General features: G+C 72.5%; 16 protein-coding genes. 11 read left to right on the forward strand and 5 right to left on the reverse strand.

Going from position 1 to position 16547, the window contains the following annotated elements; all coding sequences use genetic code 11:
* Positions 1–133: 133 nt before the first annotated feature.
* Positions 134–1927, reverse strand: coding sequence for an AMP-dependent synthetase/ligase (locus tag ACIRYZ_RS05395; RefSeq protein WP_402939841.1), 1794 nt, complete (start codon positions 1925–1927; stop codon positions 134–136).
* A gap of 323 nt (positions 1928–2250) precedes the next feature.
* Between ACIRYZ_RS05395 and ACIRYZ_RS05400 the strand changes: the two genes are divergently transcribed.
* The 5 genes from ACIRYZ_RS05400 to ACIRYZ_RS05420 all read left to right on the forward strand — a co-directional run bounded on the left by ACIRYZ_RS05400 (position 2251) and on the right by ACIRYZ_RS05420 (position 6560).
* Positions 2251–2685 (forward strand): SRPBCC family protein, encoded by a 435-nt coding sequence (locus ACIRYZ_RS05400; protein ID WP_402939844.1) that lies wholly within the window; start codon positions 2251–2253, stop codon positions 2683–2685.
* A gap of 34 nt (positions 2686–2719) precedes the next feature.
* Positions 2720–3892, forward strand: a complete 1173-nt coding sequence (locus tag ACIRYZ_RS05405; RefSeq protein ID WP_402939846.1) for an ArsA family ATPase — start codon at positions 2720–2722, stop codon at positions 3890–3892.
* A 93-nt stretch (positions 3893–3985) separates the two neighbouring features.
* Entirely contained in the window at positions 3986–4399 is a 414-nt protein-coding gene (locus ACIRYZ_RS05410; protein WP_402939849.1) for a DUF5304 family protein, read from the forward strand.
* Positions 4400–4591: 192 nt separating this feature from the next.
* Positions 4592–5536, forward strand: coding sequence for an ROK family glucokinase (locus ACIRYZ_RS05415; RefSeq protein WP_402939851.1), 945 nt, complete (start codon positions 4592–4594; stop codon positions 5534–5536).
* 277 nt (positions 5537–5813) lie between these two features.
* The gene (locus tag ACIRYZ_RS05420) at positions 5814–6560 is read left to right on the forward strand and encodes an endonuclease/exonuclease/phosphatase family protein (protein WP_402939853.1); all 747 of its coding nucleotides are present in this window, start codon (positions 5814–5816) and stop codon (positions 6558–6560) included.
* Between the two features lie 4 nt (positions 6561–6564).
* Here the strand turns inward: ACIRYZ_RS05420 and ACIRYZ_RS05425 are convergent, their stop codons facing one another.
* Both ACIRYZ_RS05425 and ACIRYZ_RS05430 read right to left on the reverse strand, forming a co-directional pair.
* Positions 6565–7338, reverse strand: a complete 774-nt coding sequence (locus ACIRYZ_RS05425) for a hypothetical protein (RefSeq protein WP_402939856.1) — start codon at positions 7336–7338, stop codon at positions 6565–6567.
* Positions 7339–7348: 10 nt separating this feature from the next.
* Complete coding sequence (locus tag ACIRYZ_RS05430) at positions 7349–8143, reverse strand: alpha/beta hydrolase (protein WP_402939859.1); 795 nt, start codon at positions 8141–8143, stop codon at positions 7349–7351.
* 175 nt (positions 8144–8318) lie between these two features.
* Here ACIRYZ_RS05430 and ACIRYZ_RS05435 point away from each other — a divergent pair, with 175 nt between their 5' ends.
* From ACIRYZ_RS05435 to ACIRYZ_RS05445, 3 genes are read left to right on the forward strand one after another with little or no spacing between them, the layout of a single operon-like run.
* Positions 8319–9161: a lysophospholipid acyltransferase family protein gene (locus ACIRYZ_RS05435; protein ID WP_402939861.1), complete on the forward strand. Its 843-nt coding sequence runs from the start codon at positions 8319–8321 to the stop codon at positions 9159–9161.
* 33 nt (positions 9162–9194) lie between these two features.
* Positions 9195–10406, forward strand: a complete 1212-nt coding sequence (gene macS / locus ACIRYZ_RS05440; protein WP_402939863.1) for a MacS family sensor histidine kinase — start codon at positions 9195–9197, stop codon at positions 10404–10406.
* On the forward strand, positions 10406–11086 hold the full coding sequence (locus ACIRYZ_RS05445) for a response regulator (RefSeq protein ID WP_387623443.1): 681 nt from the start codon (positions 10406–10408) through the stop codon (positions 11084–11086). The genes macS and ACIRYZ_RS05445 overlap by 1 nt, the downstream gene beginning before the upstream one ends.
* Positions 11087–11128: 42 nt before the next feature.
* Here the strand turns inward: ACIRYZ_RS05445 and ACIRYZ_RS05450 are convergent, their stop codons facing one another.
* Positions 11129–13087, reverse strand: coding sequence for an anthranilate synthase family protein (locus tag ACIRYZ_RS05450; RefSeq protein WP_402939866.1), 1959 nt, complete (start codon positions 13085–13087; stop codon positions 11129–11131).
* 305 nt (positions 13088–13392) lie between these two features.
* On the opposite strand from ACIRYZ_RS05450, the gene ACIRYZ_RS05455 reads away from it, so the two are divergent.
* Both ACIRYZ_RS05455 and ACIRYZ_RS05460 read left to right on the forward strand, forming a co-directional pair.
* The gene (locus ACIRYZ_RS05455; protein WP_393026382.1) at positions 13393–14727 is read left to right on the forward strand and encodes a class II 3-deoxy-7-phosphoheptulonate synthase; all 1335 of its coding nucleotides are present in this window, start codon (positions 13393–13395) and stop codon (positions 14725–14727) included.
* A gap of 174 nt (positions 14728–14901) precedes the next feature.
* Positions 14902–15201, forward strand: coding sequence for a bacterioferritin-associated ferredoxin (locus ACIRYZ_RS05460; protein ID WP_402939870.1), 300 nt, complete (start codon positions 14902–14904; stop codon positions 15199–15201).
* On the opposite strand, the gene bfr is transcribed toward ACIRYZ_RS05460, so the two are convergent.
* Entirely contained in the window at positions 15198–15677 is a 480-nt protein-coding gene (gene bfr, locus ACIRYZ_RS05465; protein ID WP_393026388.1) for a bacterioferritin, read from the reverse strand. The genes ACIRYZ_RS05460 and bfr overlap by 4 nt on opposite strands.
* Positions 15678–15908: 231 nt before the next feature.
* Between bfr and ACIRYZ_RS05470 the strand changes: the two genes are divergently transcribed.
* The gene (locus ACIRYZ_RS05470; RefSeq protein WP_402939873.1) at positions 15909–16538 is read left to right on the forward strand and encodes a sulfite oxidase-like oxidoreductase; all 630 of its coding nucleotides are present in this window, start codon (positions 15909–15911) and stop codon (positions 16536–16538) included.
* Positions 16539–16547: the final 9 nt, after the last annotated feature.

Below are 16547 nucleotides of genomic sequence, written 5' to 3' on the forward strand. Positions count from 1 at the left end.
TGGGGTGCCGGTGGGGGGGGGGGGGGGGGTCCGTTCTGCGGGTGTGTTGGGGGGGGGGGGGGGGGCGGGGCCCCCCCCCCCCCCCGGCGGGGGCCCCCCCCCCCCCCCCGCGTCTGCTCACTTCTCGCTGTGCTTATTTCTTGTAGAGCGCCTCGATCTCGGCGGCGAAGTCCTTCAGCACGACGTTGCGCTTGAGCTTGAGCGAGGGCGTCAGGTAGCCGCTCTCCTCGGAGAACTCGGTGTCCAGCAGGCGGAACTTCTTGACCGCCTCGGCGTGCGAGACGGCCGCGTTGCCGTCGTCCACCGCGGACTGCAGGGCGGCCAGCAGGTCCGGGTCGTCGGCGAGCTCGGCGAGGGTGGCGGTGGCGGGCTTGCCGTTGAGCTCCTTCCACTTGGGGAAGAAGTCCGGGTCGACGGTGATCAGACAGGCGACGAAGGGCTTGCGGTCGCCGACCACCATGACCTCGCCGACCAGGGCGTGGGCCCGGATCCGGTCCTCGATCACGGCCGGGGCGACGTTCTTGCCGCCCGCGGTGACGATGATCTCCTTCTTGCGGCCGGTGATGGTCAGGTAGCCCTCGGAGTCCAGCGAGCCGATGTCGCCGGTGGCGATCCAGCCGTCCTTGAGGGTGTCGGCGGTGGCCTGCGGGTTGTTCCAGTAGCCGGTGAACACGTGCGGGCCCTTGAAGAAGACCTCGCCGTCCTCGGCGATCCGGACCGACGCGCCGGGGACCGGCTGGCCGACCGTACCGATCTTCGGCTTGTCCCACGGGTTGAAGGCGGTGGCCGCGCAGGTCTCGGTCAGGCCGTAGCCCTCCAGGACGGTGAAGCCGATGCCCCGGTAGAAGTGGCCCAGCCGCTCGCCGAGCGGGGCGCCGCCGGAGATGGCGTGGGTGGCCCGGCCGCCGAGGGCGGCGCGCAGCTTGCTGTAGACCAGCTTGTCGAAGACCGCGTGCTTGATCCGCAGGCCCAGGCCGGCGCCACCGGCGTCCAGCGCCCGGCTGTAGGCGATCGCGGTCTCGGAGGCCTTGTCGAAGATCTTGCCCTTGCCGTCCGCCTGGGCCTTGGCGCGGGCGGTGTTGTAGACCTTCTCGAACACTCTGGGCACGCCCAGGATCAGGCTCGGCTTGAAGGCGGCCAGCTCGGCGGTGACGTCCTTGATGTCGGAGACGTGGCCCAGCTTGATCGGGGCCATCGCCGGGGCGATCTCGGCGATCCGGCCGAGCACGTGGGCCAGCGGCAGGAAGAGCAGGACGGAGCTGTCGCCGGTGCGGAACAGCGGGGTCAGGCGCTCGACCACGTTGCCGCACTCGGCGAGGAAGTTGCCGTGCGTCAGCTGGCAGCCCTTCGGGCGGCCGGTGGTGCCCGAGGTGTAGACGATGGTGGCGACCGAGTCGGGGCCGGCGATCGAGCGGCGCTCCTGGACCGTCGCGTCCGGGACGTCCTTGCCCGCCTCGGCCAGCGTGGCGAGCGCGCCGCCCTCGATCTGCCAGAGGTGCTTCAGCTCCGGCAGCCGGTCGCGGACCTCCTCGACCACCTTGCGGTGCTGGTCGGTCTCGGTGAGGACGGCGACCGCGCCCGAGTCGCCGAGGATCCACTCGACCTGCTCGGCGGAGGAGGTCTCGTACACCGGCACGGTGATCGCACCGGCCGTCCAGATCGCGAAGTCCAGCAGCGTCCACTCGTAGCGGGTGCGGGACATGATGCCCACTCGGTCGCCCGGCTCGATGCCCGAGGCGATCAGGCCCTTCGCGGCCGCGTGCACCTCGGCGAGGAACTGGACCGCGGTCAACTCCTGCCAGTGGCCGTCCACCTTCCGGCTGAGCACCGCGACGTCCGGGTGCTCCTCGGCGTTCCGGTGCACAGGGTCGGAGAGGTTACCGCCGCTCGGTACCTGATAGAGGGCCGGAAGGCTGAAGTCGAGCAAGACTGCTCCTCGTTCGCGACGCTGCGGGACGGCAGGACGTTACTGCCCGGTAGGCAGCTTCGACCAGGGGGGCGGCCCCGGTGTTCGAAGTGTCACACCCGGCCGGGTCGGACCAGGCGGTGACCGGGTCGTTCGACTGGCACCCTACGGCAGGGCCCGGGTGACCGGTCGATGGCATGCCCCGCCGCCCGGCCCGCACGGCCCGGCGCCGGTGCCCGTGCGGCCGAGTGGATCGCCGGTCGCGATAGCCTGCTCCGGGCGGATCGGGTCGAGCAGGCCTCGACCGGACCGGCAGGCAGAGGGACGACACGGAGGGTCATTCCATGGCGGAGCACACCAGGTCGAGCATCACCATCGACGCGACCCCGGCCACGGTCATGGCCGTGATCGCCGACTTCGCCGCCTACCCGGCCTGGACCGGTGAGGTCAAGGAGATCGAGGTCCTGGGGACCGGCGAGGACGGCCGCGCCGCCGAGGTCCGGCTGCTGCTGGACGCCGGCGCCATCCGCGACGAGCACGTCCTCGCCTACACCTGGGACGGCGACCGCGAGGTCCGCTGGACCCTTGTCCGCAGCCAGATGCTCCGCTCGCTGGACGGCTCCTACACCCTCGCCCCGCTGGCCGGCGGCCGCACCGAGGTCACCTACCAGCTCGCCGTGGACGTCAAGATCCCGATGCTCGGCATGATCAAGCGCAAGGCCGAGAAGGTCATCATCGACCGCGCGCTGGACGGTCTGAAGAAGCGCGTCGAGAGCTGACGAGGGCTGACACGGCGGAACGGGGGCTGACGGCATGACGGCGACGCGCACCATCCTGGTCAGCGGCGACGCGGGCGCGCCCACCGTGGCCGCCGCCACCGCCCTGCACGCCGCCGGGCGCGGCCACCGCACCTGGCTGCTGGCCGCCGACGACCCGCACCGCGCCCTGGACTCCGTCCTCGGCACCCGCCTGGAACCCGAACCGGTGCGCTACGCACCGGGCCTGACCGTCTCCCGGATCGACGAGCAGGCCGCCTTCCGCTACGCCGTCGGCGAGCTGACCGACCGGCTCAAGCCCGCCCTCGACCTGCTCGGTGCCGAACAGCTCGACCCCGAGGAGCTGACCGCCCTCCCCGGCATCGCCCGGCTCGCCCTGCTGCGCGCCCTGCCGGCCGCCGACCAGGACGTCCTGGTGGTGCTCGCCCCGCCGCCCGCCGAGCTGATCGCCACCCTCGCCCTGCCCGAGCAGCTGGCCCGCTACCTGGACCGGCTGGTCCCCGAGCAGCGGCAGGCCGCCCGGGCGCTGCGCCCGCTGCTGGCCGGGCTGGCCGGCGTCCCGATGCCCGCCGAGTGGCTGTACGGGGGGCGCACCAAAGCCGCCGCGCTGCTCGCCGAGTCCCGCGCCGCGATCGACGACCCCGGCACCAGCGTGCGCCTGGTCGTCCCGGCCGACGGCCACCCGTACCGGGAGCTGAGCCGGATCCGGGCCGGGCTCGCGCTGCACGGGCACCGGCCGGACGCCGTCGTCGTGCACGGCGCCCTGCCGCCGGCCACCCTCGCCTCGCCAGACCCCTGGCTGGCCGCACTGGCCCGTCGCCGCCAGGAGGAGCTGGACCGGCTCGTCGCCGACACCGACGCCCCGGTGCTGGTCTCCGGCCAGGCCGAGGGCACCCTGGAGGCGATCGCCGACCACCTGTACGGGGACGGGCCCGGCCCCGAGCGGCTCGCCCCGGTGCCCTGGACGGTCGAGGACCGGCTCGCCGAGGAGGGGCTGCTGGTCTGGCACCTCGACCTGCCCGGCGCCGACCGCGCCGAACTCGACCTGGTCCGCCGGGGCGACGACCTGGTGGTCGGCCTCGGCGCCCACCGCCGGGTGCTCGCCCTGCCCTCCGCGCTGCGCCGCTGCACGGTGGCCGGAGCCGGGCTGCACGAGGGGCTGCTCTCGGTGCGGTTCGCACCCGACCCTTCGCTCTGGCCGCACGGCTGACGGGTCTTCCGGCTTTTCTTCGGGCGTGGGGCCGTCCGGTAGCGTCGGGCCCGAGGGCCGCGGGGTGCGGCCACGGCCGAGGAGGCACCCGCGATGACCAGCACCGACGACCGCACCGAGCCCGGCGCCGACCGCAGCGAGTCGGCCGACGGGCAGTCCCACCCCTTCGGGCCCGAGCTGGGCCCGCTGGTGGACGAGGTGCGCCGGTTCGCCACCGCCCTCGGTGAGAAGGCGCAGGAGACCAGCGCCACTACCCTGATCACCCTCTCCGGGCTGGCCGACCGCCTGCGCACCCAGCAGCCGGAGGTCTACTCCCACCTCACCGCCGCCGGTTCCGGGATCGCCGCCGCGGGCGCCGAGCTGCTGGCCGCCTACCGCGCCGTGGTGGCCGGGCACGAGCGGCGCTGGACGGCGGGGGACGGGGCGTCGGTCGAGAAGATCGACCTCGACGCGCCGGGCGGGGCCGAGGGTGCCGACGGGGCTGACGGGCCGTCCGTCAAGCAGTGAATCCGTAAATTTCGCAGCGTGATCGCTGCGCTCTCTTGCGTCACGAAGGGGGAGATTAGATACGACTTTTGAAGCGTCTCGGCCCGGCGGTCCCAGAAATGTCTTCGGATAATGTATGCGAGCCTATGTACGGGGGCAGGGTTGGGCGGTACCGTTCCGTCCGGCGGGAACGAGTGAATAGCTGAGGGACACATGGCTCTGACCATCGGCGTCGATGTCGGCGGGACCAAGATCGCGGCAGGCGTGGTCGACGATGCGGGTGCGATCCTGGCCCGGACCCGGGTGCCCACCCCGGCCGACCCGCAGTGGGCGGTCGACGCCATTGCGCAGGCCGTGCGCGAACTCAAGGAGCAGCACCCCGACGTCACCGCGGTCGGCGTCGGCGCCCCGGGCTTCGTCGACAGCAACCGCTCCACGGTGATCTTCGCGCCCAACATCGACTGGGAGAACGAGCCGCTGCGCGGCCGGATCGAGGAGCTCACCGGCCTGTCCACGGTGGTCGAGAACGACGCCAACTGCGCCGCCTGGGCCGAGTTCCGCTTCGGCGCGGCCGCCGGCCACCAGGACATGGTGCTGATCACCGTCGGCACCGGCATCGGCGGCGGCATCGTCCTGGACAGCCGACTGCACCGCGGCCGCTTCGGCGTGGCCGGCGAGATCGGCCACCTCAACATGGTCCCGGACGGCCTGCAGTGCGGCTGCGGCGGCAAGGGCTGCTGGGAGCAGTACGGCTCCGGGCGCGCGCTGCGCCGCTACGGCCGGGAGAAGGCGGCGGCCGACCCGGTGCGCGGCCGGCGGATGCTGGAACTCAACGACGGCGTCGCCGAGACCATCCGCGGCATCCACATCACCGAGGCCGCCGAGGCGGGCGACCCGCTCGCCCTGGAGTGCTACGCCGAGCTGGCCGACTGGCTGGGCCGCGGCATGGCCGACCTCGCTGCGCTGTTCGACCCGGGCGTCTTCGTCCTCGGCGGTGGCGTTTCGGACTCGGGCCGCCTGCTGCTCGACCCGGTCGCCAAGGCGTTCGAGCACTACCTGACCGGCGGCGTGCACCGCCCGCGCGCCGAGGTCGTGCTCGCCTCGATGGGCTCCGCAGCCGGCATCGTCGGCGCGGCGGACCTCGCCCGCACCGCCTGACCGCTATTCCTCCTTCGCCGCCGGGGCGCTCGTACCCGGTGCCGACGGTCGTCGGGCACTGCGCTCCCTCCTTCGTCGGGAGCTTGGCCCTCCTTCCTTTCGGCACCGGCGCGCCCCTTTGGCTCAGGAGTTGCTTCCCCCTTCGCCGCCGAGTGTGCCTCAGGGGGAGTTTTCAAGCCCGCCGGCGGCGGTGCGACCGGGCCCCGACCAATCCCGGACGCGCCGCCGCCGTCGCACTACGGTCGGACCCGGTGACGCACGCACACAGGGGGGGACCATGACCACCGCACCCGTCGAACCGCCGCCGCCCGGCCCGCGCCGGCTGCGCCTGCTCAGCTACAACATCCGCTCGCTGCGCGACGACCGGCGGGCACTGGTGCGGGTGATCCGGGCCTGCGCGCCCGACCTGGTCTGCATCCAGGAGTCGCCGCGCTACTGGCGGCCCGAGGGGCAGGCAGCCTGGTTGGCCCGGAGTACCGGGACCGTGGTGCTGGCCGGGGGCGGCCGCACTGCGGCGGGGCCGCTGCTGCTCGGCCGACCCGGCGTGGTGGAGGTGCTCGGCGTGCACGACCGGTTGCTGCCCAAGACCCGCGGCCTGCACGCGCGTGGCTTCGCCACCGCGCTGCTGCGGCTGCCCGGCGCGGTGCCGTTCACCGTCACCAGCTGCCACCTCAGCTTGGACGCCGAGGAGCGGTACGGGCAGTTCGAGCTGCTGCTCGACCAGCTCGCCGTCGCCGAACAGGGCATCGTGGCCGGGGACTTCAACGAGCACCCGGACGGGCCGGGCCGGCGGCTGCTGGCCTCGCGGCTGTGGGACGGCTACCCGACCGCGCCCTGGGGCGGGGAGTTCACCTCGGTGCCTGAGAACCCGTACCAGCGGATCGACGCCGTCTTCGCCACGCCCGGGATCACCGTCCTCGGCTGCGGGGTGCCGCACGGGCTGCCCGGTGTCACCGGGGCCGACCTGCGGGCCGCGACCGACCACCTGCCGGTGCTGGCGTTCCTGGAGCTTCCCGAGGGCTGAAAGGTCAGACGACCGCGCCGTGGTCCGGGTCCTCCGGCTCGTCCTCGTCGCGGTCCTTCATCCGGGCGACCAGGGTGACGAAGCCGCCGAGGAAGGCGGTGACCCCGACCCAGGCCGGCCAGCCGGAGATCTCCCGCCACACCACCGCGTCGATCAGCAGCAGCGCCGGGCCGCCGAGCACGGCCAGCCAGGCGAACTTGGCGGTCGCGTCGGCGGCGGGCAGCGGCGGGGGCTCCGGCGGGATGTAGTGGCCCTCGTCGGTCTCCTCGTCCAGCTCGAAGTCGCGCGGGCCGGACGCGGCGGCCGGGAGGACGGGCCGGCCGGAGCGGGAACGGGGCTGCGGGGCCAGGTCGGAGAGGTCGTCCGGGTCGGCCTTGGGGCCGACGCCGTCCTTGAAGCCGCCCTTGAGCTCGTTCTGCGCCCGGAGGTTCTCGATCTCCGGCCAGTTGGGGTTGGTGAGGTCCACCGGGTCGTCGAACTGGGCCACCAGCGCGGCGAAGATCGCGTCCTGCTCGGCCTGGCTGCGCTCGGGGGTGCGGCGCGCGCGGGACTCCGCGGGGGCGGGGGCGGCGGTGGCGGCGTCCGGTTCGGCGGCGCCCCCGGCGGCTGCGGTGGGCGCGGCTGAGCCCGCCCCCGTACCGTCCGACTCCGTGCCGCCCGTCGGGCCGCCCATGGTGCCGTCCCCCTGGACGGTGCTGTCCTTGGGCGCGCCGTCCGTCCGCGCGCCGTCCTCGCGGGGCTTCTCGTCCCCACCGCCCGCCGTGCTGCTCTCGTGCACTTCCGGCCCTTCAGCCCTGGTGATCGTCGGATTCGGCCCTGCCCGCCCCCGCCGCGTGCGCGGGGGCCAGTCGTCGGATGAAGTCCAGGCTCGCCGAGAATATTTCCGCCGCGTCGTGGTCCAGCGTCGCAACGTGGAAGCTGCGCTGGCACAGCCGCTCCGTCACGTCGGTCGAGGATATCCGGGCCAGCACGAGTTCCGAGTTGGCCGGCGAGACAACGTGGTCCTGCGGACTGTGGAAGAGCAGCACCGGCTGGGTCACCTGCGGCAGCCGCCGCTGGACCTCCTGCCACAGCCGGGCCAGTGACCACGCGGCGTGCAGCGGGGTGCGGTCGTAGCCGAGTTCCGTCACATCCGGCTTCTGGATGTCGTCGACGATCCCGGGCAGGCTCGGGACGAGGTGCCGGAGCACCGGAAGCAGCACACTCGCGGGGTTGTCCGAGCGCACCGACGGGTTGACCAGGACCAGTCCGGCCACCTTCGGGCCGTGCAGCGCGGCCAGCCGCAGCGCCAGCGCACCTCCCATCGACAGCGCGCAGACGAAGACCTGCTCGCACTCCCCGGCCAGGGCCAGCAGTTCGCGCTCGACCTCGGCGTACCAGTCCTCCCACCGGGTGACCTGCATGTCCTGCCACCGGGTGCCGTGCCCCGGCAGCAGCGGCAGCGAGACGGTGTACCCGGCCGCCGCCAGCTCCTCGGCCCACGGTCGCAGCGACTGCGGCGAGCCGGTGAAGCCGTGGCACAGCAGCACTCCCACCGGTCCGCCGCGGTGGCGGTACGGTTCGGCACCGGGCAGCAGCGGCATGGCGGACTCCTTCGCGGGCTGGTGGCGCTGGGGGAGGGACGCGGAGAGGGGAGCTGCGGGTTTTCGCATCGTCCCACGCCCTGCGCCGGGACGTACACCCCCTACGGCGGGGCCGGGCACAGCGGACGGCCGCGGGGCATTAGGATCGACCGGTCCGCATAACAGGAGGCCCGGGTTGTTCTACCGACTGATGAAGATGATCGTCGCGCCACTGCTTCGGATCTTCTTCCGGCCGTGGATCGAGGGTGAGGAGAACATCCCCACCGAGGGTGCGGCGATCATCGCGAGCAACCACCTGTCCTTCTCGGACTCCTTCTTCTTCCCCGCGCTGATCAAGCGCCGGGTCACCTTCATCGCGAAGGCCGAGTACTTCAACACCCCGGGCCTCAAGGGCCGGCTGACCGCCGCCTTCTTCAAGGGCGTCGGCCAGCTGCCGGTGGACCGCTCGGGCGTGCGCGGCGCCGGCGAGGCCGCGATCCGCAGCGCCATCGCGGTGCTGGACCGCGGCGAGCTGTTCGGCGTCTACCCCGAGGGCACCCGCTCGCCCGACGGAAAGCTCTACCGCGGCAAGGTCGGCGGTCTGGCCCGCGTCGCGCTGGCCACCGGCGCGCCGGTCATCCCGGTCGCCATGATCGACACCGAGAAGGTGCAGCCGCCCGGCCAGGTGGTCCCGAACTTCGGCATCCGCCCGGGCATCCGGATCGGCCGACCGCTGGACTTCTCCCGCTACCACGGCATGGAGAACGACCGCTTCATCCTCCGTTCGGTGACGGACGAGGTGATGTACGAGATCATGCGGCTCTCCGGCCAGGAGTACGTGGACATCTACGCGACCGCCGCCAAGCGGCAGATCGCCGACGAGAAGAAGAAGGCCGACGCCGAGCGCCGTGCGGCCGCCAAGGCCGAGAAGGCCGAGGCCGCCGAGGCGGAGAAGGCCGAGGAAGCCGAGAAGGCCGCCGAGGCCGGGGACGGCGAGAACACCGGGAAGCCGGAGCAGAAGGGGACCGGGTCGGACTGACCGACCCGGTCGGGTCCAGGGGAGGGTTCGGGAATGGCGGAGGGCGCGAGAGCCGGAGCGCTCGGCGGCACGGTGGCGGCCGGCGGGATGTCCGTCGAACTCCCACTGTGGAAGGCGATCTCCTACTTCCGGGTGCTGGCCCTCTGCTACGCCCTGCTGCGGTACTTCAACGCCTACCTGCACTTCCTGCACCCGGTCTCCGGCTGGATCTTCCTCGGCGCGCTCACCCTCTGGACGCTCGCCAGCACCCGGGCCTTCGCCGACCCGCAGCGCTGCACCTGGTTCGTGCTGGGCTTCGACCTCGCCCTGGCCGTGACCGGCATCGTGATGAGCGGGATGATCGACGCCCCGGCCCGGATCAGCCACGGCGCGCTCACCCTGCCGACCATCTGGGCCGCCGGCTCGGTGCTCGGCTGCGCCGCGAAGGGCGGCTGGCGTCCGTCGGCGGCGGCCGGCTCGGTGATCGGGATCGCCAACATCCTCGGGCACGGCGGTCCGACCGGCGACAACATCCACAACATCGTGCTGCTGCTGGTGGCCGGGATCGCGATCGGGTACGTGATCGAGTTGGCCCGCGCCAGCGAGGCCACCCTGGCCCGGGCGCTCCAGGTCGAGGCGGCCACCCGGGAGCGGGAGCGGCTCTCCCGGGACATCCACGACGGCGTGCTGCAGGTGCTCGCGCTGGTCCAGCGCCGGGGCGCGGAACTGAGCGAGGGCGCCGGCGGCGGAGCGGACTTCGCCGAGCTGGGCCGACTCGCCGGTGAGCAGGAGCGCGCGCTGCGGGCGCTGATGACCGGCGGTCCGCTCCCGGCCCAGCGCGCTGTGGACCTGCCGGAGGCCGACGCCGCCGAGCCGTGCGACCTCACCGCGCTGCTGCGCCCGTACGCCGACGAGCGGATCACGCTCTCCGCCCCCGGCACCCCGGTGCTGCTGCCGGGCCCGGCGGGGCGGGAGCTCGCCGCGGCGGTCGGCGCGGCCGTGGACAACGTGCGCAAGCACGCGGGGGAGCAGACCCGGGCCTGGATCCTGGTGGAGGACGAGCCGGCGGCCGTCACCGTCAGCATCCGCGACGAAGGGCCCGGCTTCGCCCCCGGCCGACTCGGCGAGGCGGAGCGGGCCGGGCGGCTCGGCGTCTCCCAGTCCATCCGCGGCCGGCTGCTGGACCTCGGCGGTACGGCCGAGCTGTACTCGGCGCCCGGGGAGGGCGTCGAGGTCGAACTGCGCGTCCCGAGGGAAGGCTTCTGATGACCGATCAGCCGACGACCGACCGGCCGGTGCGGGTGATGGTGGTGGACGACCACCCGATGTGGCGTGACGCCGTCTCCCGCGACCTGGCCGAGGCCGGGCTGGACGTGGTGGCCACGGCGGGCGACGGCGAGGAGGCCGTGCGCCGCGCCCGCGCCTGCTCACCGCAGGTCGTCGTGCTGGACCTCAACCTGCCGGGCCTGCCCGGCGTCGAGGTGTGCCGGCAGGTGGTCGCGCACGACCCGGCGGCGCGGGTGCTGGTGCTGTCGGCCAGCGGTGAGCACCAGGACGTGCTGGAGGCGGTGAAGTCCGGCGCGACCGGGTACCTGGTGAAGTCGGCCGGGCGGGACGAACTGCTGGACGCGGTGCGCCGCACGGCCGTCGGCGACGCGGTGTTCACCCCGGGGCTGGCCGGTCTGGTGCTGGGCGAGTTCCGCCGGCTGGCCGCCGAGCCGGCCCCGGCCTCGGCGCCCGCCGTCCCCCAGCTGACCGCTCGGGAGACCGAGGTGCTGCGGCTGGTGGCCAAGGGGCTGTCCTACCGGCAGATCGCCGACCGGCTGGTGCTGTCGCACCGGACGGTGCAGAACCACGTGCAGAACACGCTGGGGAAGCTGCAGCTGCACAACCGGGTGGAGCTGGTGCGGTACGCGATCGAGCGGGGGCTGGACGAGGAGCTTTGAAGCGGTCCCGGGCCGGTGCACGCCCGGGACCCTTCCACTTCCTCAGCGCGCTACGGCAGTCGCCTGCTTCAGCAGGGCCGCCACGATGTCCACGCCGTCCCGGGTGAGCACCGACTCCGGGTGGAACTGCAGGCCGGCGAAGCCGGGGCCGCGCAGGGCGTGGACGTCGCCGGTGACGGCGTCCCGGGCGACCTCGATGCCCTCGGCGGCCAGCCGGGCCGCGTCGGCCTCCGAGCAGCGCGCGGTGAAGGTGTTGTAGAAGCCGACCGTGCGCTTGCTGCCGAACAGGTCGATGCTCTCCTGCGCGCCCTGGTACGGGACGGCCTTGCGACCGAGCGCGAGACCGAGCTCGGCGGAGAGCAGCTGGTGGCTGAGGCAGACCGCGAGCAGCGGCGCGGTGCGGGCGCCGGAGCGGACGGCGGCCAGGGCGTCCGCGACGATCGGGCGCAGCACCGCCATCTTGGGGTCGTCGGCGAGCGCCGGGTCGCCCGGGCCGGGGCCGAGCACCAGCGGGCCGCGGTGCGCCGCGACCAGCTCGCGCAGGCCCGGCTCGTCGAAGCGGACCACGGTGACCCGGTGGCCGAGCGAGGTCAGCAGGTGGGCGAGCATCGAGGTGAAGGTGTCCTCGCCGTCCACGACCAGGGTCGGCTCGGCCTCGGTGGCCTCGGACGGCGACTGCATCCGCAGCCAGAACGGGGCGAGGTCGGCCCGGCGGGCGTCGAGCGCGGCCTGCACCCGGTGGTCGTCGGCGAGCCGGGGCCCGGTGGAGCCGGGCAGCCGGACGGGGGCGGGCCGGGCACCGATGGCGGTGAGCACCCCGGCGGCCTTGGCGTGGGTCTCGGCCACCTCGGACTCCGGGACGGAGTGGCGCACCAGGGTGGCGCCGACCCGGACGACCAGCTGCCCGGTGGCCGGGTCGATGTCGGCGGTACGGATGCAGATCGGCGAGTCCAGCAGCTGCCCGCCGCTGGCGGAGCGGCCGATCAGGGCGAGCGCGCCGGAGTAGTAGCCGCGCCCGGCGGGCTCGTAGCGCTTGATCACCCGGGTGGCGTTCTGCACCGGGCTGCCGGTGACGGTGGCGGCGAACATCGTCTCGCGCAGCACCTCGCGGACGTCCATCGAGGTCTGCCCGCGCAGCTCGTACTCGGTGTGGGCGAGGTGGGACATCTCCTTGAGCCGGGGCCCGAGCACCTGGCCGCCGAGGTCGCCGACCGTGCACATCATCTTGAGCTCTTCGTCGACCACCATGGTCAGCTCCTCCAGCTCCTTCGGGTCGTGGAGGAACCGGAGCAGCGAGTCGAGGTCGGCGCCGCCGGCCGGATAGCGGTAGGTGCCGGAGATCGGGTTCATCACGACGGTGCCGCCGCTCTGCCGGACGTGCACCTCGGGGGAGGCGCCGACCAGGCAGCGACCCGGCTCGCCTCCGGCAAGACGCTCGCCGGTGTGGACCAGGAAGGTCCAGTACGCGCCGCGCTCCTGGTCCAGCAGTCGCCGGAACAGGGAGAGGGCCAGCTCGGGGGAGAAGTCGTCCAGCGTGGCGTGGAAGTCGCGTCGGATCACGAAGTTGGCGCCCTCGCCGTTGCCGATCTCGTCCTCGATCACCCGGCGGACGATGGCCGCGTACTCCGCGTCGTCCACGTCGAAGGCGCCGCCGGTCAGCGAGACCGGCAGCTGCGGCAGGGCGGCGGTGAACTCGGCCAGCGGCAGGGCGTGCTGCTCGGTGACCGAGAGGGCCTGGAGCGGGGTGCCGTCGTCGTGCGCCTCGAAGCCGCGCTCGCGGATCTGGCGGTACGGGACGAGCGCGAGCAGGTCGTGGACCGGGCCGGCGGACGGGATGCCGACGCGGACCGGCAGGTCGGCGAGGCGGTCGTAGCTGCCGACGGTGCCCAACAGCACCTCGACGGTGTCCGGGGCGTGTCGGGGGGTACGGCGGTGCAGCAGGGCGAAGGCGGGCGCGCCGGGAGCGGTGAGGCGGGCGAGCAGCTCGGCAGGGGTGGTCACGAGTACGGCTTCCTTCCGGGAGGAACGTCGAGGGCGGTGCTGGGTTCCGCTCCAGGAGGGCCGTCTCTGCCTCAGACGTCGACGGCCGCCCCGAGGGGCGGCCGTCGTGTTCGTCTAGGAACGCGCGATCTGTGGGCCACCCATGGGGGAGGCCCACCACCAGGAGTGGGTGTGGGGCGCGTACATGGGTCGAGCGTATCGGATACTGCCGAGCGGGTGACGGTGCACACGGCTTTGTCCGAGATATGTCTCATCCCTCGGGCAATCGGCACGAATCGCTCGCGTCACCCCGTAGCCTTGGCGTTGTGACCGTGACGAATCTCCACTCCTGGCAGTCCCTGCCCGCGGCGCAGCAGCCTGAATGGCCGGACCAAGAGGCTCTGCGCAAGACCCTTGCTGAGCTCGCCTCCTATCCGCCCCTCGTCTTCGCCGGCGAGTGTGACCAGCTGCGCGCCCGGCTCGCTGCCGTGGCGCGTGGGGAGGCGTTCCTCCTTCAGGGCGGCGACTGCGCCGAGGCCTTCGACGGCGTCTCGGCCGAGCACATCCGCAACAAGCTGAAGACCCTGCTGCAGATGGCCGCCGTGCTGACGTACGCGGCCTCGGTCCCGGTCGTGAAGGTCGGCCGGATCGCCGGTCAGTACTCCAAGCCGCGCTCCAAGTCGACCGAGACCCGCGACGGCGTGACCCTGCCGGTCTACCGCGGCGACTCGGTGAACGGCTTCGAGTTCACCCCCGAGTCCCGCATCCCGGACCCGGAGCGCCTGAAGCGGATGTACAACGCCTCCGCCGCGACGCTCAACCTGGTGCGCGCCTTCACCACCGGTGGTTACGCCGACCTGCGCCAGGTGCACGCCTGGAACCAGGACTTCGTGCGCAACTCGCCGGCCGGCCAGCGCTACGAGCAGCTCGCCCGGGAGATCGACAACGCCCTGGCGTTCATGAACGCCTGTGGTGTGGCGCCGGAGGAGTTCAAGACCGTCGAGTTCTTCTCCTCGCACGAGGCGCTGATCCTCGACTACGAGACCGCGCTGACCCGCGTGGACTCGCGCACCGGCGAGCTGTACGACGTCTCCGGGCACATGGTGTGGATCGGTGAGCGCACCCGCCAGCTGGACCACGCGCACATCGAGTTCGCCTCCAAGATCCGCAACCCGATCGGGGTCAAGCTGGGCCCGACCACCTCGGTGGACGAGGCGCTCACCCTGATCGAGAAGCTGGACCCGGAGCGCGAGCCCGGCCGCCTCACCTTCATCACCCGGATGGGGGCGGGCAAGGTCCGCGACCACCTGCCCACCCTGCTGGAGAAGGTCACCGCCTCCGGCGCCCAGCCGGTGTGGATCTGCGACCCGATGCACGGCAACACCTTCGAGGCGTCCAGTGGTCACAAGACCCGCCGCTTCGACGACGTGCTGGACGAGGTCAAGGGCTTCTTCGAGGTGCACCGCGCCCTCGGCACCCACCCGGGCGGCATCCACGTGGAGCTGACCGGCGACGACGTCACCGAGTGCGTCGGCGGCGGCGACGAGGTTCTGGTGGACGACCTGCACCAGCGCTACGAGACGGCCTGCGACCCGCGGCTCAACCGCAGCCAGTCGCTGGACCTGGCGTTCCTGGTGGCGGAGATGTACCGCGGCCAGTAAGCCCTGGCGGCGTCACATGTGATGAAGGCCCCTCCGGATTCGGGATTCCCGAGCCCGGAGGGGCTTTTTCGTACCCGGATCGCCGGGTAAGGTGAGGCTTAGTGAACTAAGGCGAGCCTTAGTCAAGATCCACTCTGTGTGCTTCGGCCGCGCTTCACCCCGGGAGAGACCGCGATGTACGTGTGCATGTGCCATGCGGTCACCGAGGACCAGGTGAAGAAGGCGATCGACGGGGGCGCCAACACCCCGCGCCAGATAGCGAAGGGCTGCAAGGCGGGCACGGATTGCGGGTCCTGCGTCCGCCGCATCCAGGCGCTGCTCGGTGAGCACGGCGCCCGGCCCTGCCCGACCGCCCGGCTGGCCGCGAAGCTCGGCCTCGCCGACGCGGAGGTCCAGGACGTTCCCGCGCCGGCCGCCCCGAAGCCGGTCCCGGCGGCCCCGATCGCCCCGGTGCTCCCGCTGCGGGTGGCCTAGGACTCCGGCTGCTCGATCACCTGGGCGATGTAGAGCGCCTCGCCGAGTTTCTCCAGCAGCTCCAGCTGGGTGTCGAGGTAGTCGATGTGGTGCTCCTCGTCCGCCAGGATGTCCTCGAAGATGTTCGCCGAGGTGACGTCGTTCTTGGCCCGCATCACCAGGATCCCGCGCTTGAGCCGGTCGATCGCCTCGACCTCGATCTGGCGGTCGGCCTCGAACATCTCCTTGACCGTCTGGCCGATCCGGACGTGGAACAGCCGCTGGTAGTTGGGCAGCCCCTCCAGGAACAGGATCCGGTCGGTGAGCGTCTCGGCGTGCTTCATCTCGTCGAACGACTCGTGCCGGGTGTACTTGGCGAGCTTCGTCCACCCGAAGTTCTCCTGCATCTTGGCGTGCAGGAAGTACTGGTTGATCGCGGTGAGCTCGGCCGTGAGCTGCTCGTTGAGGAACTCGATGACCTCCGGGTCGCCCTGCATGGTGCTGCCTCCCTGCGCTACGTCCTGCGGTGAGTCCTGCGCTGCGCATCCTGGCACCGTATTGGGAGGAAATTCCAGTAAGTTCACACTCACTAGGACATGTGGCGGAATATCCGATTTGGGGTGAAGTCGGAGGGTGGGTGATCGACCATTGGCCCGTACGGGCAGGGCGTGAACCGCGCGTGAAGGGGCGCGCGCCAGAGCTTGTCCGCCGTCTGTCACCATGGAGCCATGGGTCAGTCCGAACAAGAACCGTTTTCGCCGTCTGACCCGAGGCTCCCCCCGGGCCAGCGCGTGCAGCGCGGCTGGCCCGCCCTGCACTACGGGCCGGTGCCCCGCTTCAAGCCGCTGACCTGGGACCTCCAGGTGTTCGGCGCCACCGCCTCGGCGGAGAAGCACAGCTGGGACTTCGAGGCCTTCACCGCCCTGCCGCGCACCACCGTGGTCGCGGACCTGCACTGCGTCACCAAGTTCTCGCTGCTCGGCAACGAGTGGACGGGCGTGCCCGCCGCCACCCTGCTCGACCTCGTTCCCCCGGCGCCCGGCGTCACCCACGTCATGGTCTGGGCCGAGTACGGCTACAGCGCCAACCTGCGGCTGGCCGACTTCGCCGACGAGCACACCCTGCTCGCCACCCACCGCAACGGCGAGGCGCTGACCGCCGAGCACGGCTTCCCGGTCCGGCTGGTGGTCCCGCGGCTGTACGCGTGGAAGGGCCCCAAGTGGGTGCGCGCGGTGGAGTACATGCGGGCCGACCGGCGCGGCTTCTGGGAGGAGCGCGGCTACCACAACCTGGCCGACCCCTGGCGCGAGCAGCGCTACTCCTACCAGGAGGAGCCCGGCGACGGGCCGCTGCGCTGAGGCCCGGCC

It is taken from the genome of Kitasatospora sp. NPDC101155 (assembly GCF_044768305.1).
Taxonomy (GTDB): domain Bacteria; phylum Actinomycetota; class Actinomycetes; order Streptomycetales; family Streptomycetaceae; genus Kitasatospora.

Bases quoted from the DNA above. Each gene is read 5' to 3' on its own strand.
- ACIRYZ_RS05400 (WP_402939844.1), top strand. From the start codon at position 2,251: ATGGCGGAGCACACCAGGTCGAGCATCACCATCGACGCGACCCCGGCC.
- ACIRYZ_RS05470 (WP_402939873.1), top strand. From the start codon at position 15,909: ATGGGTCAGTCCGAACAAGAACCGTTTTCGCCGTCTGACCCGAGGCTC.
- macS (WP_402939863.1), top strand. From the start codon at position 9,195: ATGGCGGAGGGCGCGAGAGCCGGAGCGCTCGGCGGCACGGTGGCGGCC.
- ACIRYZ_RS05430 (WP_402939859.1), bottom strand. From the start codon at position 8,143: ATGCCGCTGCTGCCCGGTGCCGAACCGTACCGCCACCGCGGCGGACCG.
- bfr (WP_393026388.1), bottom strand. From the start codon at position 15,677: ATGCAGGGCGACCCGGAGGTCATCGAGTTCCTCAACGAGCAGCTCACG.
- ACIRYZ_RS05420 (WP_402939853.1), top strand. From the start codon at position 5,814: ATGACCACCGCACCCGTCGAACCGCCGCCGCCCGGCCCGCGCCGGCTG.
- ACIRYZ_RS05415 (WP_402939851.1), top strand. From the start codon at position 4,592: ATGGCTCTGACCATCGGCGTCGATGTCGGCGGGACCAAGATCGCGGCA.
- ACIRYZ_RS05405 (WP_402939846.1), top strand. From the start codon at position 2,720: ATGACGGCGACGCGCACCATCCTGGTCAGCGGCGACGCGGGCGCGCCC.
- ACIRYZ_RS05445 (WP_387623443.1), top strand. From the start codon at position 10,406: ATGACCGATCAGCCGACGACCGACCGGCCGGTGCGGGTGATGGTGGTG.
- ACIRYZ_RS05410 (WP_402939849.1), top strand. From the start codon at position 3,986: ATGACCAGCACCGACGACCGCACCGAGCCCGGCGCCGACCGCAGCGAG.
- ACIRYZ_RS05460 (WP_402939870.1), top strand. From the start codon at position 14,902: ATGTACGTGTGCATGTGCCATGCGGTCACCGAGGACCAGGTGAAGAAG.